The organism is Amycolatopsis thermalba (assembly GCF_023376025.1).
Classification (GTDB): domain Bacteria; phylum Actinomycetota; class Actinomycetes; order Mycobacteriales; family Pseudonocardiaceae; genus Amycolatopsis_E; species Amycolatopsis_E thermalba.
In genome coordinates, this window is the sequence record NZ_CP091196.1 from 5,184,299 (window position 1) to 5,208,468 (window position 24,170).

At 73.5% G+C, this 24,170-nt stretch carries 29 protein-coding genes; 15 read left to right on the forward strand and 14 right to left on the reverse strand.

What is annotated here, in order from left to right:
- Positions 1–25: 25 nt before the first annotated feature.
- Complete coding sequence (locus tag L1857_RS35445) at positions 26–154, reverse strand: hypothetical protein (protein WP_275895893.1); 129 nt, start codon at positions 152–154, stop codon at positions 26–28.
- 437 nt (positions 155–591) lie between these two features.
- On the opposite strand from L1857_RS35445, the gene L1857_RS25170 reads away from it, so the two are divergent.
- Positions 592–1,548: a Gfo/Idh/MocA family protein gene (locus L1857_RS25170; protein WP_249466458.1), complete on the forward strand. Its 957-nt coding sequence runs from the start codon at positions 592–594 to the stop codon at positions 1,546–1,548.
- Positions 1,541–2,626, forward strand: coding sequence for a zinc-dependent alcohol dehydrogenase (locus tag L1857_RS25175; protein WP_116110374.1), 1,086 nt, complete (start codon positions 1,541–1,543; stop codon positions 2,624–2,626). Before L1857_RS25170 ends, L1857_RS25175 begins: the two co-directional genes overlap by 8 nt.
- Here L1857_RS25175 and L1857_RS25180 read toward each other — a convergent pair whose 3' ends face one another.
- From L1857_RS25180 to L1857_RS25195, 4 genes are all read right to left on the reverse strand, one after another.
- Positions 2,627–3,772 (reverse strand): glycosyltransferase, encoded by a 1,146-nt coding sequence (locus L1857_RS25180; RefSeq protein WP_167481591.1) that lies wholly within the window; start codon positions 3,770–3,772, stop codon positions 2,627–2,629. It lies immediately after the preceding gene.
- Between the two features lie 138 nt (positions 3,773–3,910).
- Positions 3,911–4,525: an ATP-binding cassette domain-containing protein gene (locus tag L1857_RS25185; RefSeq protein ID WP_094008137.1), complete on the reverse strand. Its 615-nt coding sequence runs from the start codon at positions 4,523–4,525 to the stop codon at positions 3,911–3,913.
- Entirely contained in the window at positions 4,525–5,196 is a 672-nt protein-coding gene (locus L1857_RS25190; RefSeq protein ID WP_116110373.1) for an ABC transporter ATP-binding protein, read from the reverse strand. Before L1857_RS25190 ends, L1857_RS25185 begins: the two co-directional genes overlap by 1 nt.
- Complete coding sequence (locus L1857_RS25195) at positions 5,183–6,247, reverse strand: hypothetical protein (protein WP_116102200.1); 1,065 nt, start codon at positions 6,245–6,247, stop codon at positions 5,183–5,185. Before L1857_RS25195 ends, L1857_RS25190 begins: the two co-directional genes overlap by 14 nt.
- Before the next feature lie 152 nt (positions 6,248–6,399).
- On the opposite strand from L1857_RS25195, the gene L1857_RS25200 reads away from it, so the two are divergent.
- The 6 genes from L1857_RS25200 (at position 6,400) to ehuA (ending at position 11,051) form a co-directional block, all read left to right on the forward strand.
- Positions 6,400–6,960 carry a hypothetical protein gene (locus L1857_RS25200; protein ID WP_162831612.1) on the forward strand — a complete coding sequence of 187 codons (561 nt, stop codon included), beginning with the start codon at positions 6,400–6,402 and terminating at the stop codon, positions 6,958–6,960.
- Positions 6,960–7,742, forward strand: a complete 783-nt coding sequence (locus L1857_RS25205; protein ID WP_116102206.1) for a hypothetical protein — start codon at positions 6,960–6,962, stop codon at positions 7,740–7,742. The genes L1857_RS25200 and L1857_RS25205 overlap by 1 nt, the downstream gene beginning before the upstream one ends.
- Before the next feature lie 316 nt (positions 7,743–8,058).
- Positions 8,059–8,940 (forward strand): ectoine/hydroxyectoine ABC transporter substrate-binding protein EhuB, encoded by an 882-nt coding sequence (ehuB, locus tag L1857_RS25210; RefSeq protein ID WP_116110370.1) that lies wholly within the window; start codon positions 8,059–8,061, stop codon positions 8,938–8,940.
- Between the two features lie 5 nt (positions 8,941–8,945).
- On the forward strand, positions 8,946–9,644 hold the full coding sequence (ehuC, locus tag L1857_RS25215; RefSeq protein WP_094008140.1) for an ectoine/hydroxyectoine ABC transporter permease subunit EhuC: 699 nt from the start codon (positions 8,946–8,948) through the stop codon (positions 9,642–9,644).
- Entirely contained in the window at positions 9,644–10,300 is a 657-nt protein-coding gene (ehuD, locus tag L1857_RS25220) for an ectoine/hydroxyectoine ABC transporter permease subunit EhuD (protein ID WP_094008141.1), read from the forward strand. Before ehuC ends, ehuD begins: the two co-directional genes overlap by 1 nt.
- A gap of 4 nt (positions 10,301–10,304) precedes the next feature.
- Positions 10,305–11,051 (forward strand): ectoine/hydroxyectoine ABC transporter ATP-binding protein EhuA, encoded by a 747-nt coding sequence (gene ehuA / locus L1857_RS25225; protein WP_094008142.1) that lies wholly within the window; start codon positions 10,305–10,307, stop codon positions 11,049–11,051.
- 69 nt (positions 11,052–11,120) lie between these two features.
- On the opposite strand, the gene L1857_RS25230 is transcribed toward ehuA, so the two are convergent.
- Complete coding sequence (locus L1857_RS25230; RefSeq protein WP_249466461.1) at positions 11,121–11,630, reverse strand: MarR family winged helix-turn-helix transcriptional regulator; 510 nt, start codon at positions 11,628–11,630, stop codon at positions 11,121–11,123.
- Positions 11,631–11,635: 5 nt separating this feature from the next.
- On the opposite strand from L1857_RS25230, the gene L1857_RS25235 reads away from it, so the two are divergent.
- Complete coding sequence (locus L1857_RS25235) at positions 11,636–12,757, forward strand: MFS transporter (protein WP_094008144.1); 1,122 nt, start codon at positions 11,636–11,638, stop codon at positions 12,755–12,757.
- 3 nt (positions 12,758–12,760) lie between these two features.
- On the opposite strand, the gene L1857_RS25240 is transcribed toward L1857_RS25235, so the two are convergent.
- On the reverse strand, positions 12,761–13,624 hold the full coding sequence (locus tag L1857_RS25240; RefSeq protein ID WP_094008145.1) for an SAM-dependent methyltransferase: 864 nt from the start codon (positions 13,622–13,624) through the stop codon (positions 12,761–12,763).
- 72 nt (positions 13,625–13,696) lie between these two features.
- On the reverse strand, positions 13,697–14,866 hold the full coding sequence (locus tag L1857_RS25245; protein ID WP_240323143.1) for an alpha/beta hydrolase: 1,170 nt from the start codon (positions 14,864–14,866) through the stop codon (positions 13,697–13,699).
- A 108-nt stretch (positions 14,867–14,974) separates the two neighbouring features.
- Here L1857_RS25245 and L1857_RS25250 point away from each other — a divergent pair, with 108 nt between their 5' ends.
- Positions 14,975–15,802 (forward strand): class I SAM-dependent methyltransferase, encoded by an 828-nt coding sequence (locus L1857_RS25250; RefSeq protein WP_094008146.1) that lies wholly within the window; start codon positions 14,975–14,977, stop codon positions 15,800–15,802.
- A 110-nt stretch (positions 15,803–15,912) separates the two neighbouring features.
- On the opposite strand, the gene L1857_RS35450 is transcribed toward L1857_RS25250, so the two are convergent.
- Positions 15,913–16,179, reverse strand: a complete 267-nt coding sequence (locus L1857_RS35450; protein ID WP_275895892.1) for a J domain-containing protein — start codon at positions 16,177–16,179, stop codon at positions 15,913–15,915.
- A 115-nt stretch (positions 16,180–16,294) separates the two neighbouring features.
- Here L1857_RS35450 and L1857_RS25260 point away from each other — a divergent pair, with 115 nt between their 5' ends.
- The 5 genes from L1857_RS25260 (at position 16,295) to L1857_RS25280 (ending at position 19,271) form a co-directional block, all read left to right on the forward strand.
- Complete coding sequence (locus L1857_RS25260; RefSeq protein ID WP_094008148.1) at positions 16,295–16,570, forward strand: DUF1905 domain-containing protein; 276 nt, start codon at positions 16,295–16,297, stop codon at positions 16,568–16,570.
- 445 nt (positions 16,571–17,015) lie between these two features.
- Positions 17,016–17,354 carry an ArsR/SmtB family transcription factor gene (locus L1857_RS25265; protein WP_094008150.1) on the forward strand — a complete coding sequence of 113 codons (339 nt, stop codon included), beginning with the start codon at positions 17,016–17,018 and terminating at the stop codon, positions 17,352–17,354.
- Positions 17,351–18,406 (forward strand): ACR3 family arsenite efflux transporter, encoded by a 1,056-nt coding sequence (gene arsB, locus L1857_RS25270; protein WP_249466464.1) that lies wholly within the window; start codon positions 17,351–17,353, stop codon positions 18,404–18,406. The genes L1857_RS25265 and arsB overlap by 4 nt, the downstream gene beginning before the upstream one ends.
- Entirely contained in the window at positions 18,400–18,795 is a 396-nt protein-coding gene (locus L1857_RS25275) for an arsenate reductase ArsC (protein WP_094008224.1), read from the forward strand. The genes arsB and L1857_RS25275 overlap by 7 nt, the downstream gene beginning before the upstream one ends.
- Positions 18,796–18,875: 80 nt before the next feature.
- Positions 18,876–19,271 (forward strand): DUF6010 family protein, encoded by a 396-nt coding sequence (locus tag L1857_RS25280; protein ID WP_094008152.1) that lies wholly within the window; start codon positions 18,876–18,878, stop codon positions 19,269–19,271.
- Here the strand turns inward: L1857_RS25280 and L1857_RS25285 are convergent.
- From L1857_RS25285 to L1857_RS25305, 5 genes are all read right to left on the reverse strand, one after another.
- The gene (locus L1857_RS25285) at positions 19,216–19,671 is read right to left on the reverse strand and encodes a hypothetical protein (protein ID WP_162831020.1); all 456 of its coding nucleotides are present in this window, start codon (positions 19,669–19,671) and stop codon (positions 19,216–19,218) included. The genes L1857_RS25280 and L1857_RS25285 overlap by 56 nt on opposite strands.
- Before the next feature lie 247 nt (positions 19,672–19,918).
- Complete coding sequence (locus tag L1857_RS25290) at positions 19,919–21,397, reverse strand: FAD-dependent oxidoreductase (protein ID WP_249466468.1); 1,479 nt, start codon at positions 21,395–21,397, stop codon at positions 19,919–19,921.
- Between the two features lie 2 nt (positions 21,398–21,399).
- Positions 21,400–22,317 (reverse strand): AurF N-oxygenase family protein, encoded by a 918-nt coding sequence (locus L1857_RS25295; protein WP_116110363.1) that lies wholly within the window; start codon positions 22,315–22,317, stop codon positions 21,400–21,402.
- A gap of 345 nt (positions 22,318–22,662) precedes the next feature.
- The gene (locus L1857_RS25300; protein ID WP_116110362.1) at positions 22,663–23,049 is read right to left on the reverse strand and encodes a hypothetical protein; all 387 of its coding nucleotides are present in this window, start codon (positions 23,047–23,049) and stop codon (positions 22,663–22,665) included.
- On the reverse strand, positions 23,046–23,924 hold the full coding sequence (locus tag L1857_RS25305) for a hypothetical protein (RefSeq protein WP_116110361.1): 879 nt from the start codon (positions 23,922–23,924) through the stop codon (positions 23,046–23,048). Before L1857_RS25305 ends, L1857_RS25300 begins: the two co-directional genes overlap by 4 nt.
- Positions 23,925–24,170 lie beyond the last annotated feature (246 nt).

Consider the following 24,170-nt stretch of genomic DNA (forward strand, 5'->3'; position numbering starts at 1 on the left):
CCGGTGCTGGACGCGCTGGACGAGATCACCGCGGGCGCGGGCCGGACGCCTGCATCGACTCGGTCGGGATGGAGTCGGCGGGCGCGGGGCGGAACTCGACGCGGCCGGAGTTGCGCACCCGCGTCGCCCACCGACCGCCATTCGAGGTGCTCACCGGCCTCCTCGCTGGTGATCTCGCGTCCCACTCGACATCCGCCCAGTGGCCGCACGGGCTCCAGGTGGCTCAGGACGCGCGGCAGGGTCTCCAGCTCGCGCCAGGCCGCGTACACCTCGGCGACCGGCCGGTTCACGTGATGCGCCCCGCGGCCTCGACCGGGGCGCGGTTGCCGTTGCGGCTGGTGATCACGGCGGCGACGGCCACCGCGGCCACCGCGGCGGTCGCCACGGTGGCGCGGCGAGCTGCACGGTCCCGAGGCTGATGCTGAAGACGCCGAGGCCGTCGGCCAGTCTCCGGGAGAGCTGTCGTGTCATCTCGGGTTCCCTTCCGCGCGAGTCGAGCGTGATACCCGCTGCCGGACAGCGGAAACCGGCGCACCCGTTGACCGCCGTTTCACTCCTTCGGCAGCGGGAACCCGGCCGCGTGGAGGAGCGATGGTGACGAGGTGCCGGATCGGGTTCGTCGGCGCGGGTGGGGTGGCCGCCCGCCACGCGCGCATGCTCGCCGGGTTCGGCGACGTCGAGCTGGTCGCCGTCACCGACCTCGATCCGGACCGGGCGCGGGCGTTCGGCCCGCGGGCCGTTCCCGGGGTGCCGGAGCTGATCGACTCCGGCATCGACGCCGCCTACGTGTGCGTGCCGCCGATGGCGCACGGCCCGGCCGAGGAAGCCCTCGCCGAGGCGGGGATCCCGATGTTCGTGGAGAAGCCGATCGCGCTGGACACCGGCGTCGCGGACCGGGTCGCCGCCGCGCTGGACCGGGCCGGCGTCCTCGCTTCGGTCGGGCACCACTGGCGCTACTCGGCGGCGGTGGAGCGCGCGCGGGAGGTGCTGGACGGTCGCCCGGTGCGGCTCGCGATCGGCGCGTGGCTGGACCGGGTGCCGCCGGTGCCGTGGTGGGTGCGGCGGGACAGCTCCGGCGGGCAGGTGATCGAGCAGGCGATCCACGTGCTGGACCTGGCGCGTCTGCTGGCCGGCGAGGTCACCGAGGTGCACGCGGTCGCCGACGGGGCGCCGCCGAGCGCGCCGGACGCCGACGTGGACGGCGCCACCGTCGCGACGCTGCGATTCGCCGACGGCGGGGTCGGGACGCTCGTGGCGACCTGCCTGCTCGGGTGGAAGCACCGCGCCGGGCTGGAGGTGTTCGCCGACGGGCTGGCCCTGTCGGTCGCCGAGGACGTCCTGGAGGTCCGCGACGGCGACGGCGCGCAGGTGCAGCGGGTCGATCCGGACGACGCCAAACGCGCGGCGGACCGGGACTTCGTCGACGCGGTGCTGGGCCGCACCGCGGGGGTCCGGACCTCCTACGCGGAGGCGGTGCGCACCCACCGGCTGGCCCACGCGATCGCGCGCTCGGCCACCCGCGGGATTCCGGTGCGGCTCGATGGGTGAGGACCGGGTGCTCGTGGTGACCGGGCCGGGCCGGGTGAGCCTGGTCCGCGAACCCGCGCCGGACGGCGACGTCGAGGTCCGCACCCTCTACAGTGGACTGTCCGCGGGCACGGACCTGAGCTTCGTCAAGGGCACGCACCCGAGCCTGCACGCGGGCTGGGACGCCGAGCTGGGCCTGTTCGACGCGCGCGGGCCGGAGCGGGGCTACCCGGTGCGCCGGTGGGGGTACATGCAGGTCGCGCGGGTGACCGCGAGCCGCGATCCGGCGTTCGCCGAGGGCGAGCTGCTGGCCATGACCTACGGGCACCGCGACGGCTACCGCGCCGACCCGCGGTCGGAGCGGATGGTGCGGCTGCCTGCCGACCTGGACCCGCTGCTCGGCATCTACGTCGCGCACATGGGCCCGATCTGCGCGAACGGGCTGCTGCACGCGGCTGCCGACCTGCACGGCACGGACGTGCGGTCGCTGGCGGACGGGGTGCGCGAGCGGCGCGTGGTGGTGACCGGGGCGGGGGTGGTCGGGCTGCTGACCGCGTTGTTCGCGCGGCGGCACGGGGCCGAGGAGGTCGTCGTGGTGGAGCCGACTCCGCAGCGGCGCGCCGTCGTGGAGCGGTTCGGGATCGAGGCGCTCGATCCGGGGGCGGTGGATCCGGCGGTGCTGCTGAAGACGCGGTGGCGGCACGGGCCGGGCGACCGCGGCGCGGACGTGGTGTTCCAGTGCCGGGGGCAGCCGTCCAGCCTGGCGATGGCGCTGCGCGCGGCCCGACCGCAGGGGACGGTGATCGACCTGGCGTTCTACCAGGACGGCGCGGACGCGGTGCGGCTCGGCGAGGAGTTCCACCACAACGGGCTGGCGATCCGGTGCGCGCAGATCGGCCGCGTGCCGCGGGGGCTGGCGCACACGTGGGACCGCGAGCGCCTGTCGGCGCGGACGATCGACCTGCTGCGCGCCGAGGGGCCCGGGATCCTGGCGCACGTGGTGACCGACGTGGTGCCGGTGGAGGAAGCGCCCGAGCTGCTGATGGCCCTCGCGCGGCGGCGCAGGCACGTGCTGCAGGCGGTGTTCACGTTCGGCTAGTCAGGCGAACGAGTCCTGCCCGGTGCACACCTTCTCGTACAGGGACACGTAGTCGTCGGCCATGCGGGACGGGGAGAAGCGCTCCGCGGCCACCCGGCGGCACGTCCGCGGGTCCAGCCGTCGCGCGTTGCGCCAGGCGGTCACGAGTCCGTCCTCGTCGCCGGGGGCCACCAGCAGCCCGGTCCCGCCGTCGTCCACCAGTTCGGGCAGGCAGCCGCGCCGGTAGCCGGCCACCGGGGTGCCCAGCGCCAGCGACTCGACCACCGCGGTCCCGCCCGGCTCGTCCCACTGCAGCGGGCACAGGCTCACCAGCGCGCCGGCGAGCAGCGCGTCCCGCTTCGCCGGGCCCACCGAGCCGACCCACCGCACGCACCGCCCGTCCACCCACGGCCGCACCCGCTCCTGCCAGTACTGCACGTCGGGGTTGCGCAGCGCGTCGGGGTCGTCCCGCAGCGCCCGCGCCAGCGCCGCCGGCCGGTCGTAGGGGCCCACCGGCCCGGCGAGCACCAGCTCCTGCCCCGCCGCGTGGGCCAGCCGCGCCGCGACGTCCTGGCCCTTGCCGGGCGTGATCCGGCCGAGCACGATCGCGTACCGGCCCTTGTCCACGCCGGCCCGCCGGCCGGCGAGCGGTGTCGCGAGGTGCACGTGCCCGAGGCTCGCCGCGCGCAGCGCCGCCGGAGCCCGGTACAGCTGGTCGGCCGACACGCCGTTGACCCGCACGCGGCCGCGGCCGTCGAAGTTCTCGTACAGCGCCGGGTGCTTGCCCAGGTCCCAGTGCAGGGTGTGCAGCGCGGGCGGCGCGGCGGAGCCGAGCGCGGCCAGCACCACCGGCCCGACCGCCTCGACGTGGTCGTGCACCAGGTCCACGTCCTCGCGCCGGGCCAGTTCCCGCACCACGTGGTCCATGTGCGCCATCACGCAGCCCATGACGCGGTTGTAGGGCAGTTGCAGCAACGGGAACTGCGGCACCGGATGGCGGAACACCACCTCGTCGGCCGCGATCGTGCTCGTCCCGACCGTGGCCAGCACGACCTGGACGCCACGATCCCGCAACGCCGGGACCAAAGTGGCCACGACGTTTTCGATCCCGCCGTATCCGGCCGGCGGAACGGACAGCCAGGGTCCGGCGTTCAGCAAGACGCGCACGGATGTGCTTGTTCCCCGGTTTTCCCCCGTTACACAACGGAAATCGATTCACGACCCCGGCTCGCACCCGGCGCAGGATTTTCCGGCGCCGCTGATACCGTCCGTCCTCTCTGGACCGTGGTCGCTGAGGTGCTCGGCTCATCCGGGTGCGACCGCGGGAGCGTCGAGCCGGATTTCCCGGTCCGCGCGGGACACCACGGCCGCGTCGTGACTGGCGATCAGCACCGCCGCGCCCCGGACGGCGGCCGCCCGCAGCAGGTCGAGCACCAGCCGGGCACGGCGGTGGTCCTGGTGGGAGGTGGGTTCGTCGGCGATCACCAGTGACGGCGCGGCGACCAGTGCCCTGGCCACCGCCGCCCGCTGCTGCTCGCCGCGCGACACCTCGCCCGGGCGTCGCGCGGCGAGGTGTCCCAGCTCCAGCGCCTCCAGCAGCTCCGCGCCGCCGGGGCCACCGCGGGCGAGCGCCAGGTTGTCGGCCAGGGTCAGCTCCTCGAACAGGCTGATGGACTGCGGCACGAAACCCAGGTCCCGCCAGGACATCCGGTCCACCGGCACCTCCGGCAGCGGCGGGCGCGGCACGATCTCGCCGCCGTCCGGGGTCTCCCACCCGCCGGCGATCATCAGCAGTGTGCTCTTGCCCGATCCGGACGGCCCGGTCAGCACGACCAGCTCCCCCGCCACCAGGTCGAGGTCGACCGGCCGCAGCGCCGGTGTCCCGCCGTAGCTCTTGCGCACCCCGCGCAGACTCAGCATCAGCCCTCCCCCATCCGGCCGTCCACCAGCTCCACCACCCGGTCCGCCACCCGGCTCACCTCCGGATCGTGCGTGGCGAGCAGGATCGCCTGCCCGCGGTCGGCCAGCCGCCGCAGCGCCTCGGCCACCCGGCCGGCGGAGTCGCGGTCCAGCTGCGCGGCCGGCTCGTCGGCGATCACCACCGCCGGTTCCCCGGTCGCGGCGAACGCCAGCGCGACCCGCTGCTGCTCACCGCCGGACAACCGCCGCGGCACGTGCCCGGTGCGGTGGCCCAGCCCCAGCACCTCGACCAGCTCGGCGCCGGTGTCCCGGCCGCGCAGCCGCGCCGCCAGCGCGAGGTGCTCGGCGACGGTGAGGTAGTCGAGCAGGTTGTCCGCAGGGTCCTGGAACACGTACCCCACCCGCGTGCGGCGCACCGCCCGCCGCGCGCGGGCGGACAGCGCGGTGACCTCGGTCCCGGCTATCCACACGCGACCGTCCTCCGGCCGCTCCAGGCACGCCAGGATCTTCAGCAGCGTCGACTTGCCCGAGCCGGACGGCCCGACCACCGCCGTGATCGCCCCGCGCGGCACCGTCAGCGCCACCCCGGACAGGGCGTGCACGGTCTCGCCCCGCGTGGGGTAGTCGTAGGCCACACCCTCGCACCACAGCGCCGGGTCATCGCGAGTCACGCAGCACCTCCGCCGGACAGGCGCGGGAGACCGCGCGTTGTGCCGCGCCCGCCGCGAGCGCGGTGGTGACGGCCGCCGCGGCCGCCAGCCCGGCGACCAGGCCCCACGGCGGGCTCAGCAGCGTGCCGGGCAGGGTCGCGGGGTTGACGTCGTAGGCGCGCGCGGTGAGACCGACCGCCACCGCGGCGAGCACCAGCCCCGTGACGAACCCGGCCAGCAACAGCCCGCCCACCTCGAAGCACAACGCCCGCCAGTGGTCGGCCGGGGTCACCGACATCCGGCGCAGCAGCACGTACGCGCTGCGCCGCGCCCGGGCCTTCGCCGTCAGGTAGAGCAGCAACCCGACCACGATGATCGCCCCGCACAACAGCGACACCGCCGCGAGGAACCCGAACGTGTAGGTGATCGGCGAGTACACCCCGGCCGCGGTCACGGTCGACGCCTCGGCGTAGGTGCGCACCGGCAGCCCGGACACCTGCGGCCGGATCTCGTCCGGATCGCCGCGCACCCACAACTGCGGCCGGGTCACCAGGCCGAGCCCGTCCAGGACGTCCTGCCGCACGAGGAGCAGCGGGTTGCCGGACTTCTTGCCCGGCAGCTGCGGCACCGCCACCACCGTCAGCGGCACACCCCGCCCGCCGATGTCCACAGTGGACGTGCCATCGGCGCGGTTCAGCCCGGCCAGCGCCGCGATCGGCTCCCCGCGCGCCAGACGCCCGAGCAGGTCGTCCAGCGACGGCCCGGGCAGCGCGGGATCCCAGAACGCGGCGCGGCCGAACGTCGCCGGGTCCACGCCGAGCACCTCGACCGTGCTGCCGCCGACGCGGGCGTTGCCGTAGGCGGACACCAGACTCGCCCGGTCCGCCAGTCCGGGCGGCACCGGCACGCGGGACTCCAGCGAGAACACCACGTCCGTGCCGACGATCAGCTGCCCCTCGGCGTGCAGGGTGCGGTCCACCGAGCCGGTCACCGACGCGCCGTACACCGCCAGTGCGACCGGCACCGCCGTCGCCCCGGCCAGCACCGCCGCCGCGACCGGGCCGGCCAGCACCCGCCGGGTGGCCAGGAACCAGCCGGGGCGCCCCGGGCCGCCGCAGGCCCGGGCGCGGGCCAGCCCCCAGCAACGCGCGCGCCGCGGCCACCGCCAGTGCGATCACCAGCAGGATCGGCGCCACCACCAGCCGGGGCGGCACGCGCGCCACCGTGCCGACCGCCCCGCTCGCCCCGGTCTGGACGTCGTCGCCGAGCACGAACCAGCTCACCACGGCCGCGGCGAGCGGCACGAGTTCCCACGGCACCCACCGCGCGCGGCGCGCCCGCACCGGCGGCACGTCGAACAGGCGCGCCGTCCGCCGCCACGCGACCAGCGCGACCGCGCCGAGGGTCACCAGGAACGCGCCGGTGGCCGCCCAGACCGAGCCCCGGAGGGCGGCCGGTGTGAACGCATCGCCCGGCCCCACCGAGCCGACCAGGGCTCGCGCCGCGAACCAGCCGCCGGCCATCCCGGCGGCGACGACGAGCGCGACCTCCAGCACGGCCTTCCCGGCGAGCGCGGCCGGGCCGACGCCACGCGCGGACAACACGGTCAGCTCCGCCCGGCGCCGGTCCACCCAGAACCCGCCCGCGGCCCCGGCCACGACGAGCCCGGCGAGCGCGGCGGCCGCGGCGAGGGGCACGACGGTGCCGGTGAGCGCGTCGACCACGAGGGTCGCCCGGTCGGTCATGCCGGGCAGGGCCGAGGTGAACTGGACGCCGTCGGGGTAGTGGTCGCCGGCCTGGTTGGTGTCGTCGCGCAGGCGGGCCAGGTCGTCCAGGACGGGCACGGCGTTCGCGGTGGTCAGTCCGGTCGCGTCGAGCGGCAGCTCGATCACCGTCGCGGCGCGCAGGCCACTGCCGTCGGCCGCGGCGAGGAACTCCTCCCGCGGCACGAGCGCGAGCGGGTAGACCGGGGCTTCCGACAGCGGCCGGCCCCGGTAGAGGTCGGTGAGGCTGCACCAGTACGGCTGGTCGGGAGCAGACCGCAGGTCCCGGTAGACCGCCGCGACGGGCATCGTCACGGTGCGGCCGGCGAGCGTGACGGGGACGCGGTCGCCGACGCGGATGCCCCTGTCCGCCGCGAAGCCGTCGGGCAGCCACACGCCGGGACCGCGGCCGCCGCCGAGGACCTGCACGTGCCCGTCGAACCCGGTGCGGGCGACCAGGTTCACGGTGCCGCCGCCCAGCGCCGCCTGCTGCACCAGCGTGGTCACCGGGGCGGACAGCCGCGGCACCTGGGCGCCTCCGCTGGTCAGCGCCCGCTCACGCGCGTCGAGCAGCACCGCGCCGGCCGGTGCGGGGTCGTCGAACCGCAGCCCCGCGCTCACGTGTGCGCCGGTGTAGGCCGGGCAGGCGTCGGCGACCTGGCTCTGCAGACTGGCATTGCCCGCGGCGGACAGGAACAGCGCGGCGGCGGCCGCGGGGAGCGCGACGAGGAACGCGGCCGCGGCCACGGCCACCGCGATGGCGGGCCGGCGCAGCAACATCCACGGCGCGCGCGCCCAGGGTGACGGAAACCCCCAGTGGTTCTCCGGCGAAGTCTGACACGATCGGCGGTTCGGGGAGCCGCTTTTCGTCGCGCCGGTGCGGTTCCCGGCGCACCCGGACTGCGCGGCCCCGGCGGAGTCCGCTGGGCGGCGGCAGTCTCCACCTGGGCGAGGCCGAACGGGCGATCCTCACCGCCGCACGGCGGCGGCTTTCGCGGTCGGCTGCGGGTTTACTTATTGTCAACAATCTCCGCATTGACAATCCTACGAGCGCGCACCTAGCTTGATCGCGATCACGTCGCCCGGTCGGGTGACTCGAGCTCCCGAGGAAGGCACTTCGATGCGCCCTACCGGAATCTCCCGCCGAAACCTGCTGCGTGGCGCGGGCGCCACCGTCGTGGCGGCGCCGCTCACCGGCTTCCTCGCCGGCTGCAGCTTCACGCAGCCCGGCACCGGGCAGCCGAACTCCACATTGGACCAGGTCCGGAGCCAGGGGTACGCGCGCGTCGCGATCGCCAACGAACCGCCCTACACCAAGGTGAACGCCGACGGCTCGGTCACCGGCGTCGAGCCCGACGTCGTGTCGGCCGTGCTGAAGCGGATGGGAATCGGCAGCATCCAGGGCGTCGTGACGCCGTACGAGTCGATGATCCCGGGCCTCAACGCCAACCGCTGGGACATCATCGCGGCCGGGTTGTTCATGAAACAGTCGCGCTGCGCGGAGATCCTCTACTCCGAGCCGGACATCGTCTCCACCGAATCGTTCGCGGTGCCCGCGGGCAACCCGCGCAAGCTCGCCGGGATCGCCGACGTCAAGGCCGACCCGGCCGTGCGCGTCGCCGTGCTGCCCGGCGGGTTCGAGGACGGCGTGCTCAAGACCGAAAAGGTGCCGGCGGGCCAGATCGTCAGCGTCCCCGACGGCCGCAGCGGCGTGGAGGCGGTCCTGGCCGGCCGCGCCGACGCGTTCTTCCTGCCCACGCTGTCGCTGAACTCGCTGAAGACCGCAGGCATCGAGATCACCGCCGCGATCAAGGACGTCCAGCAGACCGGCGCCGGCGCGGGTTTCCGCAAGAACGACACCGCTTTCCAGCAGGCCTACGACGAGCAGCTCGCCGCGTTCAAGCAAACCCCGGAATACGCCGGCACGCTGGCCAAGTGGGGCTTCTCCGCGGACGACGTCCGCGGGGTCACCCGCGACCAGCTCTGCGCGGTGAGCGGCTGAGCGCGATGTCCGCCATCGCTCCCTACCTCCCCCTGCTGCTCGACGGCCTGCTCATCACGCTGGCGCTGACCGTCTGCGGCATGGCGCTCGCGCTCGTCGTCGCGTTCACGGCCGGGCTGGCCCGGCTGTCGCCGCGACGGCTGCTGCGCTGGCCCGCCGGGATCTTCGTCGAGGTGTTCCGCGGCACGTCCATGCTGGTCCAGTTGTTCTGGCTGTTCTTCGCGCTGCCGTTCTTCGGCATCCAGCTCACCCCGTTCGCGGCCGGTGTGCTCGCGCTGGGCCTCAACGAGGGCGCCTACGCCGCGGAGATCGTGCGCGGGTCGATCAACTCGCTGCCGCGCGGGCAGCACGAAGCGGCCGCCGCGCTGAGCATGAGCCCGTCGCTGAAGATGCGGCGCGTCCTGCTGCCGCAAGCGATCCCGGTGATGCTGCCGTCGTTCGGCAACGTGTTGATCGACCTGCTCAAGAACACCTCGCTGGTGTCGCTGGTGACGGTGGCGGACCTGACGTTCCGCGCGCAGATGGTCCGCACCAGCACCGGCGCGACGACCGCGGTGTTCGGCACGATCCTGGTGATGTACTTCGTGGTGTCCTACCTGCTGTCCCTGGGCCGCGGATGGCTGGAGAAGCGGGTGGCGCCGGACCGGATCGCGCCGGACCGCACGACCCTGGTGCGCAAGGCCGCCGGCGGGGTGGTGCAGTGATGGTCTGGGACTGGAACTTCGCCTTCGGCATCCTGCCCGAGCTGTTGCGCGGGCTGTGGGTGACGGTGCAGGTGACGCTCGCCGGGATCGTGATCGCGCTCGTCGTCGGCCTGGTGGTGGCGGTCCTGCGGCACCTGCGGATTCCCGTGCTGCGCCAGATCCTGTGGTTCTACGTGGAGTTCGTGCGCGGCACTCCGCTGCTGGTGCAGGCGTACTTCGCGTTCTACGTGCTGCCGCTGTACGGGATCACGTTCTCCGCGATGGTCACCGGGATCATCGTCATCGGCCTCAACTACAGCGCCTACACCGCCGAGGTCTACCGGGCCGGCATCGAAAGCGTCCCGAGCGGACAGTGGGAGGCGGCGACCGCGCTGAGCCTGCCGTGGCGGCGCCGGTGGCAGGCCGTGGTCCTGCCGCAGGCGGTGCGGGCCGTGGTGCCCGCGCTGGGCAACTACCTGATGCAGATGTTCAAGGACTCGGCGATCCTGTCCGCCATCACGGTGCTGGAACTGCTCGGGCACGCGACCGCGATCGGCTCCGGCAGCTACCGCTACCTCGAGCCGTACACGCTGGTGGGGCTGCTGTTCCTGCTCGTGAGCTACCCCGCCGCCAAGCTGATCCGACGATTGGAGCTCCGCCTTGCCCAGCCCCGCTGACCCGATGATCGCCTTCCGTGGCGTGCGCAAGTCCTTCGGCAGCCACGAGGTCCTGACCGGACTCGACCTGGAGGTGGGGGCCGGGGAGAAGGTGTCGATCATCGGGCCCAGCGGGTCGGGCAAGACGACGATCCTGCGCCTGCTGATGACACTGGAGCAACCCGACGCCGGGCGCATCGAGGTCGACGGCGAAACCCTGTGGGACGCGGGCGGTTTCGACACCGGCCGGATGAAGCTGGTGCGCCGCCGGATCGGGATGGTGTTCCAGCACTTCAACCTGTTCCCGCACATGACCGTGCTGCGCAACGTGACGGAAGCGCCGGTCCACGTGCTCGGGCAGGGACGCGAGGAGGCCGACGCGCACGCCCGGGAGCTGCTCGGGATGGTCGGGCTGGAGCAGCACGTGGACAAGAAACCGGGGCAGCTGTCGGGTGGGCAGCAGCAGCGGGTCGCGATCGCGCGGGCGCTGGCGATGCGGCCCCGGGTGATGCTGTTCGACGAGGTGACCTCGGCGCTGGACCCCGAGCTGGTCGGCGAGGTGCTGGGGGTGATCCGCGAGCTGGCGCACTCGCAGTCGATGACGATGCTGCTGGTGACCCACGAGATGCGCTTCGCGGAGGACATCTCCGACCGGGTGCTGATGTTCGACTCGGGGGCGGTCGTGGAAGCCGGCCCACCGTCGGTCATCTTCCACGAGCCGCGGGAGGAACGCACGAAGCGGTTCCTCAGCGCCGTGCTGGACCGCCGCTGACCCGAGCGCGGACCGGCCGCCCGCCGGTCCGCGCTCAGCACCGCCGCCGATCTCAGCCGCCCGGGGAGTTCACGAGCGCTCGCACAACCCCGCGTGCACCGGGCACTCCGCACACACCGACCGGTCACACAACCGGCACAACTCCGCCAGCACCTGCTCACTGCGCGCCTCCGGGCCCAGCACCGCCTCCGCCACCGCGGCCAGCTGCGCCCGCTGCTCCCCCGACAACCGCCCCACCAGGCGGTCCAGCGCCGCCCGCCGGGCGGCCAGCGCGGACGCCGCCCGGCGTTCGCCCTCGGCCGTCAGCCTCAGCGGGCGGCGGCGGCCCTCGCTGTCGCGCGTGATCCAGCCCTGCTCGGTCAGCCGCCGCACCAGGTGGGCCGTCCCGGGCTGGGAGATGCGCAGCACCCCGGCGAGCCAGTCCGCCGTCCGCCCCGGCTGGTCCTTGATCGCGATCAGCGCCTCCCCCAGCGCGCCACCGGCGCCGACGGCCTCGGTGACCGCGTCCCGGACCGCGCCGGCCACCAGCAACGACATCGCGCCGAGCAGGTTTGCGCTCCGCGCTTCCGGCTCATTCATAAGTTATGAATATACGGGCTCTGGTCCTGATCGGCTGCCTGAACCTCGCCCAGCTGCCCATCGCGATGCGGCCGCTGCTCGTCACGCTCACCGGGGTCGAGGCCACCGGCAGTTTCGCCGCCGCGGGGCTGGCCGGAGCGGCGGCCGCCGTCGGCACCGCGATCGCCGCTCCCCTGTGGGCCCGCACGCTGCCGTCCTCGGGCGACCGCCGGGTCCTCGTGCTGTCCGGCACGGTGTTCACCGCCGCCCAGCTGGCGCTCGCGGCCGCGCACGGGCCGGCCCTGTTCACCGGCCTCGCGGCGGCCTCGGGACTGGTCACCCCGCCGGTGTCAGCGAGCGTGCGCGCCATGCTCCCCCGCCTCGCGAAATCGCATCTGACCAGGGCCTACGCGGTCAACTCGGTCGCGCTGGAGACGGTCTACATCGGTGGCCCGCTGTGGGTGAGCGGCTGGGCGGCGCTGGCCGGACCGGCGGCGGCGCTGGTCGCCACGACGCTGACCGGCGCCGCGGGCCTGGCCGTCGGTGTCGCGCTGGTGCCCGCCTTCCCGCGGTCGCGGCCGCGGCGGGGCCGTCTGCTGAACGATCCCGCGGTGCACACGCTCGGCGCGGCCTACCTCGCCTACTGGGTCTGCATGGGCGCGATGTGGGTGCTGGTGCCGGCGTTCGCCGAGCACGCGGGCGCGGCCGGGCAGTCGGGGCTGCTCGTCGCGGTGTGGTCGGCGGGCAGCCTGGCCGGCGGACTCGCGCTGGCGGTGCGCCCGCCCCGGGCCGCCCAGCGCACCAGCTACACCCTGCTGCTCGGCGCGCTCGCGCTGACGTCGCTGCCGCTGGCACTACCCGGCACGATCGCGGCGATGGCCGTGGTGATCGCCGTGTTCGGGCTGGCGCTGGCGCCGTGGCTCGCGGTGCACGACCAGCTGGTCGCCGCCACCGCCGACGATCGCAGCGGTGAGCTGTACGGCTGGCTGACCACGCTGGGCCAGGTCGGCAGCGCCGCGGGCTCGGCGATGGCCGGCCCGGTCGGCGACCGCTACGGCGGCGGGCCGGCGTTCCTGCTGGTCAGCGCGGCCCTGGTGATCGCGGCCGGGATCGCGGTGACCCGGCGGCGCACCCTGCCGGGGGCCTGACCGTCAGGCCTTGCGCGCCACCCCGGCCCACACCACGGAGTCGTTGGGCGAGTCGAACTCGATCTCCGGGGCGTTGGCGCCGTTCTCCTCCGGGTGCCACAGCGGCGTCCAGGTCGCGCCGGGCTCCACCATCTCCAGGTCGCCGAACAGCGCCTCGATCTCACCGCGCGGGCGCCAGATCACCGGCGTCGCCGTGGCGTCGTACATCTTGCCGAACTCGGCCATCTCCCGGGCCCGGCTCTCCGGCACGCCGTCGGCCGTGCCGTGCGAGAGCACCAGGTACGAACCGGGGGCGAGCAGTTCCCGGTAGCGCGCCACCGCGGCCGGGCCGATGTCCGTGCCGTCCGGGCCGGGCTGGGTGACGTGCAGGACCGCGATCAGCAACAGCGCGACCGGCTGCGCGAAGTCGATGACGCCGGAGTCGGCGACCTTGTTCCACAGCAGGTCCGGGTCGCGCAGGTCGGCCTGGATCACCGCGTGCCGGTCGAGGTCGCCCTCCTTCTCCAGCAGCATCTGCGAGTGCGCGACCGCCACCGGCTCGTTGTCGATGTAGACCACGCGAGTGGTGGTGTCCAGCTCGTCGGCGACCTGGTGCGTGCTGCCCATCGTGGGCACGCCCGAGCCGACGTCGATGAACTGCCGCACGCCCTGCTTGACCAGGTACCGCACGGCCCGGTGCAGGAACAGCCGGTTGGACTTCGCGGCCGGGCGCACGAACGGGAAGCGCTCCAGCGCCTTTTCCGCGAACACGCGGTCGACCGCGTAGTTGGCCTTGCCGCCGAGGTAGTAGTCGTACACCCGGGCCACGTTCGGGTGGTCCAGGTCGACGCCTTCCATCGGGAACTGCTCGAACCGGGACTTCGCCATCACAGCCTGCTTTCCCCAGGGAGATCAACACCGATGACCCGAATACTAGCGGTCGCCGGGGACGCCCGGCGGTCAGCTGCCGAGGAAGGAGTCCAGCTCGGCGAGGAATTCCGGCCACGCCGGTTCTTGCTCGGTGAGGACGTGGTTGCGGCTGTCCAGGAAACACAGCCTGCTGTCCGGGATGAGCGCGGCCAGTTCCTGCGCCTGCGCCTTCGGCACGCGCAGATCGCCGCGGGAGTGCAGGATCAGCGTCGGGCAGCGCACGGACGGCGCGATGGCGGAGACGTCGATGTGGGCGAAGACGTTCAGGAAACGCACCACGTTGTCGTTGGAGGTGGTGGCGCGCTGCAGGTCGTTGAAGGCGTCCCACAGCTCGCGGGTGGCGTCCGGCAGGAACTGGCCGGCGAACACCTGGCGGAAGGTCGGATCGTCGTGGCGCCAGCCGATCCGGCCCAGGACGAGGTCGAGTTCGGCCTCCTCCTTCTCCTCCGGGGTGGTGGCGCGCGCGAACCGGCCGCGGCTGTAGGCGCCGGCGAGCACGAGCCGGGACACGCGCTCGGGGTGCCGCACGGCGTAGGCGATCGCGACCGCGCCGCCCTGCGAGATGCCGAGCAGCGGGAACCGCTCCAGCCCCAGCCCGTCGACCACCAGCTCCAGGTCGTCGACCCAGTCGTCGAACCGGAACTCGCCGATGTCCCAGTCGGACAGGCCGCAGCCGCGCTCGTCGTAGCGCACCAGGGTGTGCCGCCGGGCCAGGCCGTCCAGCCAGTGCGCCCAGATCGGGCTCGCCCACTCCAGGTCCAGGTGGGTCAGCCAGTTCGCCGCCTTGACCAGCGGCGGCCCGCACCCGGACAGCGCGTACGCGACGCGCACGCCGTCGGGTGAGCGGCAGTAGCGGATCTGCTGCGGGGCGCGGACGCGGAGCGGGGCGGCGCCGTTCTCGCGGACGTCGGCGACGAAGCGGTACCCGACGCCGTGCACGGTCGCCACGATCCGCTGCCGTTCCCCGCTGTCCCCGATCGCGCGGCGCAGCGCCTTGACGCGGCTGGTGAGCGCGGACTCGCTGACGTGCCGGTAGCCCCACACCGAGTCGAGCAGCTCGGTCTTGCCGACGACGCGGTCGCGGTGCCGGATCAGGTGCGTCAGCAGGGCGAACACCTGCGGCTCGACGTGGACCGGCTCGCCGCGGCGGCGCAGCTCGAACCGCTGCGGGTCGACCACGCAGTCCTCGAACTCGTACATCAGGGCCACCTCGCCACCGAATCTCCACATCATCCCCACGATTCCGCCAAGCCACCAGACCCCCTCGCGGGTCACCCTGAACCGGACACATCCGGCAGGGAGGACACCATGACCACCACCGAGACCCCGTACCTGCTCGGCAGCGAGCCCGACGAGCTGCGCCGCCTGGAGGAGCAGGCCGCCGCGCTGGCGCCCGCGACGCGCGCGATCCTGGGGCTGGCCGGCATCGAGCCCGGCATGCGGGTGCTGGACCTGGGCACCGGCGCCGGCGACGTCGCCTTCGAGCTGTCCCGGATGGTCGGGCCGTCCGGGTCCGTCGTCGGGATCGACCAGTCGGTGAAGGCACTGCGCTGGGCGGCGAGCCGGTGCGAGGCGCAGGGGCTGCGCAACGTCTCGTTCGTGCACGACGACGTGCGCGAGATGCGGCTGACCGGGCAGGTGGACGCGGTGGTCGGGCGGCTGGTGCTGCTCTACACCCCGGATCCGGCGGCGGTGCTGCGCAAGTTCGCCGGGTACGTGCGGCCCGGCGGGGTGGTGGTGTCGATGGAGTACGAGATGAGCGTCGCCGGGCTGTTGCCGGCCACGCCGCTGAGCGAGCGGATCACCCACTGGATCACCGAGGCGTTCCGGCGGTCCGGGCTGGACCCGTACCTGGGCGCGCGGCTGGACTCGGTGTTCGCCGACGCCGGCCTGGCGGGGGCGACGGTGCTGGGGCTGCAGGCCTACCGCGCGCCGGGCGACCCGACCGGCGGCCGGATGGCGGAGGGCGTCATCCGGACGCTGCTGCCCGTGCTGACGCGCACCGGCCTGGCGACGGCGGAGGAGGTCGGCATCGAGACGCTGGGGCAGCGGTTCTTCGAGGAGCAGGTGCGCAACGGGGCGATCTTCCGCCCGCCGACGCTCGTCGGCGCGTGGTCGCGGATCAGCGGGAGCTGACCGCACCGGGTGCCGGGTGCTGGGGGCAGCACCCGGCACCGCCCAGCGCTCGCCGCGCACCAGGGCTCGCGGCGTACTAGCGTTCGCGGCGTACTAGCGTTCACGGCGTACTAGCGTTCACGGCGCACGGGGCCGGCGCGGATGTCCGGCTCCCACCGCCGGGCCGGGCGGCGGACGGCCCGGGGCTCCGGGCGCGGGGGCTCCGCGGGGCGCGGACTGTCCCGCAGCTCCCGGTAAGCCGCCAGCACCTCGGCCAGCCGCCCGGGATCCGGCTCGGGCGCGTCGGGGTGCAGCGCGCGCACCAGGCGCCGGTACGCGGCGGTGATCTCGGCCGGCGTCGCCTCCCGGGGGACGCCCAGCACGGCGTACGGGTCCATCGTCATCACCCCGCTCTGACAACGTCGCCCGACGGCGATCGGGTTCCGATGTCGAAACGCGGGCGGCGGCGTCGACGTTCCGGGTGACAATGGCAGCGCACCCGAGGAGGACGACATGGCGGCACTGGACAAGGAATTCGACGCGACCCTGGTGAAGAGCCCGGCCGAGGGCGGCTGGACCTACGTCGTGATGCCCGGCTCCGCCGAGTACTTCGGCACCCGCGGCCTGGTGAAGATCCGCGGCACCATCGACGGCCACCCGTTCCGCAGCTCGTTCATGGCCCTCGGCGACGGCACGCACAAGCTGCCCGTCAAGGCCGACGTGCGCCGCGCGATCGGCAAGGACGCCGGCGACACGGTGCACATCCGCCTCACCGAACGCCTCGGCTGACCCGCCGCACGTCCGGCCGCACCCGGTCGGTTCGGCCAGGCAGGCGAACGGAACTGCCGGCGCGGGGACTGGAGCCGCCGGCCGCCGCGCTGGGCGAGCGGGTGCGGTTCGGGGCGGAGGTGACCGGGGTGACGCGCCGCGGGTGGGACCCGGTGGTCGACCACGGGCGCGACAGAGCCCGGCCTGTCTGTCCGAGCTGCGCCTGGACTTCGACCCGGCGCTGCGGGCGCCGAGCGCGCCGCTGGTCGGCCCGAACGTGCATTCGTGCGGCACGGCCTGCCCTGACGGGGGTGATCGTCATCGGCGGCGGCCAGGCGGAATCGGCCGCCGCCGACATCCCGAGCCCGCCGGCGCCGGCCCGCTCGCGCTCGGGGCGGGCGGGTCCCGGCCGCGTCTCCCGCCTACCTCGACGCCCATCGAATTAGATGTGTGTTTAGATAGAGCCATGTCGAATCAGGACGAGTGCTGCTCGCCGCTGGTGCGGGAGCCGCTGTCGGCGCCGCAGGCCGTGGAGCTGGCCCGGGTGTTCAAGGCGGTCGGCGACCCGGTGCGGCTGCGACTGTTGTCGCTGATCGCCTCCCACGACGGTGGCGAGGCGTGCGTGTGCGACCTGACCGGCGCGTTCGAGCTGACCGGGCCGACGATCTCGCACCACCTCAAGGTGCTGCGCGAGTCCGGCCTGATCACCGGCGAGCGCCGCGGCACCTGGATCTACTACCGCGTCCAGCCGGAGACGCTGGCCCGCCTGTCCGCCGTCCTCACCCCCGCCGGGGCGATCGCATGACCACCACCGCCGTCGCCGCCCGTCTGTCCACTCTGGACCGCTTCCTGCCGGTGTGGATCGCCGCCGCGATGGTGCTCGGCCTGCTGGCCGGGCGCTGGGTGCCCGGCCTGGAGAGCGGCCTGAACGCGGTCGCCGTCGACGGGATCTCGCTGCCGATCGCCCTCGGCCTGCTGGTGATGATGTACCCGGTTCTGGCGAAGGTCCGCTACGACCGGCTGGACTCGGTCACCCGCGACCGGCGGCTGCTGCTGCCGTCGCTGCTGCTGAACTGGGTTCTCGGGCCCGCGCTGATGTTCGCGCTGGCCTGGCTGATGCTGCCGGACCTGCCCGAGTACCGCACCGGCCTGATCATCGTCGGCCTCGCGCGGTGCATCGCCATGGTGATCATCTGGAACGACCTGGCGTGCGGCGACCGGGAGGCGGCGGCGGTGCTGGTCGCGCTCAACTCGGTGTTCCAGGTGGTCATGTTCGGCGTGCTGGGCTGGTTCTACCTGTCCGTGCTGCCCGCCTGGCTGGGCCTGGAGGCCACGAGCCTCGCGGTGTCCGGCTGGGAGATCGCGAAGAGCGTGCTGATCTTCCTCGGCATCCCGCTGGTGGCCGGGTACGCCTCCCGCCGGATCGGTGAGCGGGTCCGCGGGCGGGACTGGTACGAGACGCGGTTCCTGCCGCGCGTCGGCCCGGTCGCGCTGTACGGGCTGTTGTTCACGATCGTGGTCCTGTTCGCCTTGCAGGGCAACCAGATCACGAGCAGGCCGTGGGACGTGGCGCGGATCGCGCTGCCGCTGCTGGTCTACTTCGGACTGATGTGGGCCGGGTCGTACGCGCTGGGCCGGGCGGCCGGGCTGTCCTACGCGCGCACCACGACGCTGGCGTTCACCGCCGCGGGCAACAACTTCGAGCTCGCGATCGCGGTCGCCATCGCCACCTTCGGCGCCACCAGCGGGCAGGCGCTCGCCGGGGTCGTCGGACCGCTCATCGAGGTGCCCGTCCTGGTCGGGCTCGTGTACGTGTCCCTGGCGCTGCGCCGCCGGTTCGAGAAGGAGCCATCGTGACCCCCGAAGTGCTGTTCGTCTGCGTGCACAACGCCGGCCGCTCCCAGATGGCCGCGGCCCTGCTGGACCACCACGCCCAGGGCCGGGTCCTGGTCCGCTCCGCCGGTTCCGCGCCCGCGGACTCGGTGAACCCGGCCGTCGTGGAGGTGATGGCGGAGCTGGGCCTGGACCTGTCGAAGGAGTTCCCGAAGCCGCTGACGACGGATGCGGTGCGGGCGGCGGACGTGGTGATCACCATGGGCTGCGGCGACGCGTGCCCGGTGTTCCCCGGCAAGCGGTACCTGGACTGGCAGCTGGACGACCCGGCGGGCCTGGCCGCCGAGCAGATCCGCCCCATCCGCGACGAGATCGACCGCCGCGTGCGCGAGCTGCTGGCCGAGCTCGTCTGAGGCACTGGCGAGAATCCGTCGGAACGTGGCACTCCAGCCACTACTGACCGGGGGCGGGGGCGCCTAGTTTCGGGTTCGTGATGATCGTTGTCGCGCTGCTCATCGGCGCCGCTTACGTCCTGGTCAACTCCTTCGTCCCGGAGGCGCACCGCCGCCGGTTCAACGCGCTCATGGTCGGCGGCGCCGGTGCCGCCTACCTCAGCGGGGGCGGGCTCGGGATCTGGGAGTTCGTGTTCACCGCGGCCGCCACCTACGTGGCCTATCGCGGGCTGGAGTCGTGGACCTTCATCGGCATCGGCTGGCTGATGCACACCGCGTGGGACGTGGTGCACCACCTGCGCGGCGAGCCGATCGTCCCGTTCGCCGAGCACTCGTCCTACGGGTGCGCGATCTGTGATCCGGTGATCGCGATCTGGTGTTTCACCGGTGGCCGCTCGGTGCTGGACCTCGTCCGGAAGCGGCTGGTGAAGGCCTGACGCGGAACTTGGTGTCCGTGCGGCGCGTCTGGACGAGCGCCATGAGGGCGAACAGGAACATCCAGCCGAGGTAGGGGTCGTCCGGCAGGCTCGTGTGGCGCGGCAAGGCGCGCAACGCCAGTTCGGTGAGCACGATGACGAACGTGATCACGCACCCCAGGGTGAGGCAGGTGATCGACGCCGGGCTGCGGGCGAGCAGCAACCCGGCGCCGGCGAGCGAGAAGGCCATGCCCGCGCCGTACAGGAGCCCCAGCAGCACCACGGCCGCCGTGTTGTCCACCACCGGGACGAGCGCGACCGCGGCGGCGAACCGCAGCAGGCACAGAAACCCCGTGAGAAACCCGAACACCACGGCGAAGACGGTCGACACGCGGCTGGTGCCGTACGGTTTCGTTCGCACCACTACCTCCCCTTGGCCGGAAGCCCGAAGGTAGGCGGCGGAGTGGCGCGACGGGTGGCGGCTGGCCGGAACCGGCCACGAGCAGCGGCACGGCGGGTGGCCGCCGGCCCAGCCGGGCACCAGCAGCACGGCGGCCAACCACCGACCGAAATGAATCACCAGCGGCGACCCGGCACGCAGCCAACCACCGACCGAAACGAATCACCAGCAGCAACCCGCCCCCGGGCAACCACCGAACCGAAACCAGTCAGGATCGGCGCGCCAGGCGTGCCACCAGGCCAGGCTTGCGGCGTGGCGTCCGCAACCGTCCGGCGATGGCGTCCTCGAGCAGGCGGCCCACCGTCTCTTCCGCGCACGCCCTGTTGGCCCCGATCCCACCCGACGGCCCGCGCTTGATCCAGCCGACCACGTACGTCCCCGGCCGCACGCGTCCGCCGTCGTTCGGGATCGTGCCGCTGTCCTCGTCGAACGGGAGCCCGGGCAGCGGCGTGCCGCGGTAGCCGACCGCGCGCACCACGCCGCCCGCCGGGATCTCCACCTCGCCGGTCACCCGGATTCCCCGCACGCGGTCCGCACCCACGATCTCCCGCGGCGCGGAGTGGAACCGCAGCACGATGCGTCGCTTGCCGGGCTGCGGCGGCGCCGACCAGTCGATGGTCTCCTGCTTGCAGTCCCGCAGCAGCGCGGCCCGCGGCTCGGTGTCGATCGCCTCGGTGATGCGTGGGTCGTGCGCGTCGACCACCAGGTCGATGTCCTCGTGCTGGGTGAGCGCCAGCAGTTCGGGCGTGGTGTACGCGGCCGCCTCCGGGCCACGGCGGCCCAGCAGCACGACCTCGCGCACGCGGCTGGACTTCAGCCGCTCCAGCGCGGCCGGCGCGATCGACGTGCCCTCCAGCGAACGCGGATCGGTGGTCAGGATCCGCGCCACGTCCAGCGCGACGTTGCCCGTCCCGACCACGACGAGCCGTTCCGCGGACAGGTCGATCGCGTCCGCGGGCACGTCCGGGTGGCCGTTGTACCAGGCCACCACGGTCGTCGCCGCGACGCTGCCGGTCAGGTCCTCGCCCGCGATCCCCAGCCGCCGCGCCGAGGACGCGCCGACCGCGTAGATCACCGCGTCGTAGCGCCGCGCCAGCTCGTCCACCGTGACGTCCCGGCCGACCTCGACACCCAGCCGCATCCGCAGCCGCGGGTGGTGGTGGTACCGCGCGAAGGTCTCGCCGATCTTCTTGGTGGACGGGTGATCGGGCGCGACCCCGTACCGCACCAGCCCGCCCGCGACCGGCAGCCGGTCGATCAGCGTGACCCGGGAACCGGTGTGCAGCAACAGGTCCTCGACCGCGTACATGCCGGCCGGCCCGGTGCCGACCACCGCGACCTCCAGCGCCGGGAAGTCGCTCGGGATGGCGCGGTGGAACACCGGCGGGCCCCACGCGTGGAAGTTCGGCGCGGGATCGGCCGCCGCCGGCTCCCGGCCGGCGTAGAAGTCCGCGTTGATCCCGGCGTAGGGCCGCATCGCGGCGGTCAGGGCGTCCACCGGGAAGATCGCGTCGACCGGGCAGGCGTCGGCGCACGCGCCGCAGTCGATGCAGCTGCGCGGGTCGATGTAGAGCATCTCGGTGGTCCCGAAGTCCGGCTCGTCCGGCGTCGGGTGGATGCAGTTGACCGGGCACACCGCCACGCACGACGCGTCGTTGCAGCAGGTCTGGGTGATCGCGAAGGCCATGGCTAGAGGAGGTTCGCGCGCTTGTAGAAGACCGCCGCGGCCTTGGTCAGCAGGCCGGCGGAGTCCAGGAACTCCATCAGGCCGGCGCAGCTGGACCGCAGCATCGACTTGTGGTGCTCGTTGGCCTTCGCCTCGCGCAGCGCGCGCTGGGTGTCCAGCCCGGCGTTGGCGTACACCTTGGGGTTCCACATGCTGCTGACGATGAAGTACGCGGCGATCGACACGACCAGCGCGTTGTACTGGCGGCGCAGCGGGCCCGCGCCCTTGAGCCGCTCGCGCGTCTCCTCGCGGGCGAACTTCATGTGCCGCGACTCCTCGACCACGTGGATGTTGTTGATGGTGCGCACGAACGGCACCACGCGCTCGTCGCGCATCCAGTCGCGCTGCATGACGTCGAGGACCTCTTCGGCGACCAGGATCGCCGCGTAGGCCGCCTCGCCCCTGGCGGTGGTCTTGAAGAACCGGCCCAGCTCGACGGCCAGGCGGCGCGGGCGGTAGGCCGGGGCGCGCAGCTTCGCGGCGCCGCGGGCGAACATGATCGAGTGGCGGCACTCGTCGGCGATCTCGGTGAGCGCCCACTGGAACGCCGGGTCGGTCGGGTCCTTGGCGTAGAAGTCGCGCAGCACCATCTGCTGCAGGATCATCTCGAACCAGATGCCGGTGCTGGCGACGGACGCGGCCTCCTGCCGGGTCAGCTCGCGCTGCTGCTCCGGGGTCATCTCGTTCCAGTACGCGGTCCCGTACAGGGTGCACCACTCCGGGCTCGCGCCGTGGTAGCTCGTGTCCAGCGGGGTGTCCCAGTCGACCTCCTTGACGGGGTCGTAGGACAACGTCTCGGACGAGTCGAGCAACCGCTGCGCGACCGACTGGCGGTCAGGCTGCGCGGTGTCCGCCTGCTCGTGCGCACCGACGCTGGTCATGGCACCCTCCCTGACACGACTGCCTGTTACCTCGGTTTACTGTTACCCAAGGTAACACACATTGGTGGTGGCGCAAGCCGGAGCCGCCGCAGGCCCGCGGCGGCTCGGTGACCGCCGCGGCGGCGGCCAGGGCGGTGGCCTGCGCTGTCGCGGCCCCCGGCCGCGGTGATGGCCGGAGCGGCTACCAGCGCCGCAGGATCGGCCCGATGCCGTCGCCGGGGTCGTCGAGGTCGTCGGCGGGGTGGGGAGCGACGCCGCGGGCTGGCGGCGGTTCGGTGACCGCCGCGGCGGCCAGGGCGGTGGCCTGCGCTGTCGGGGCCCCGGCGGCGGTGATGGCCGGAGCGGCTACCAGCGCCGCAGGATCGGCCCGATGCCGTCGCCGGGGTCGTCGCGGTCGTCGGCGGGAGGGGCGGTCCGGCGGGCCGGCTCGGTGACCTCCGCGGCGGCCAGGGCGGCGATCTGCGCTTCCGTGGTCTCCCCGGCCGCGGTGATGGCCGCCTGCTGCTGGTCGGCGGGCAGGGCGTGCCAGTCGTCCACGGCCTGGTGCAGGGAGGCGACCGTCCGCTCGTCGAGGTAGGCGGAGTACAGCAGGTCCTGCGGCTGCGCGCGGCCGGCCACCACGTCGCGGGCGAAGTCGGCGATGTCCCCCTCGCCCCGGGCGAGCAGTGTCATCCAGTTCCGCAGCGCGGCGCGGCCCTGCTCGGTGCGCCACGGCGAGAGGTGGCCGTTCATCGCACCCCCGGGTGACGGTACGGCTCACCGGGCCACGCCTGCGCGGCGATCTCGCCGTTGCCCGCCACCATCTCGGCGATCGACTGGACGGTGTGGGCCAGGGCGTTGAGCGCGTCGACGGCGGTGCCCAGGGCCGTCGCGTCGGTCATGATCCCCGCGATCGCCTGCCGGATGGACTCGCCGTCGGCGAGGCCGATGATTCCCATCAGGACGGCCTTGGCGCGGCTGCCGATTTTCAGCACGGCGCCGAGGCCGGAGTCGAGCAACGCTTCCAGCGCGATGTCGAGCGCGAGCATGGCGTCGTAGGCCGCGCGGGCGAAGTTCTTGATCTTCCAGCTCGCCTCGGTGCAGAACCGGGCGTGCGCGGCGCAGGCGTAGGAGTAGTCGGTCAGCCAGGCGCGGGCGGCTTCCCCGGCGTGCCCGGTCCACAGTTCCTGGATGCCGTAGCGGCCGCGGTCGATGTTCTGCTTGATCTTGCCGAACGCGAGGCCGGTGTCCTCGAACACCATGCCCTGCCGCAGCAGCGCGTCCCAGTCGCCGGCGACCAGTTTCTGCACGACGGTCAGCAGGTCGACGCCGATCAGCTTGGCCAGCAGTCCCCGCACGGAGCCGCTGACCGAGGCCGCGCCGAAGATCTTGTCCGAGATCTTCTGCAGCTCGATGTTCCAGCCGCCGTAGGCGTCCTCGGACGGGTTGCCCGGCCCGGTGTACTCCAGTTCCGGATGGCGGGGGTCGCGGGAGGCGTCGTCGAAGTCGGTGAAGGTGGCCGCGGTCTCGGGCGCGGCGACGTCGTCGGCGTCGATCCGCTCGGACAGCGCGTCCGGGTAGGTGCGGTCGAGGGCCGCGGCCGCCCGGCGGTCGGTCGAGGCGTACATCTTGGCCGCCGCGACCAGGGTGGCGTCGTAGGCGTGGGCCAGGGCGGCCGCGCGGCCGGCGTTGGCGACCCCGAGCGCCTGCCACCGGTCCAGCGGGGCGGCCAGTTTCCCGAGCAGCCCCTCGCCCAGTTCGTTCGGACCGCCGGTCGCCGCGGCGGCGTACAGCTGAGCGGCGTGCCCGGCGCGCCCGGCCAGCCGGGCGAGCTTGGTGATGGCCGCCGGATCGGCCCTGAACTCGTCGATGAT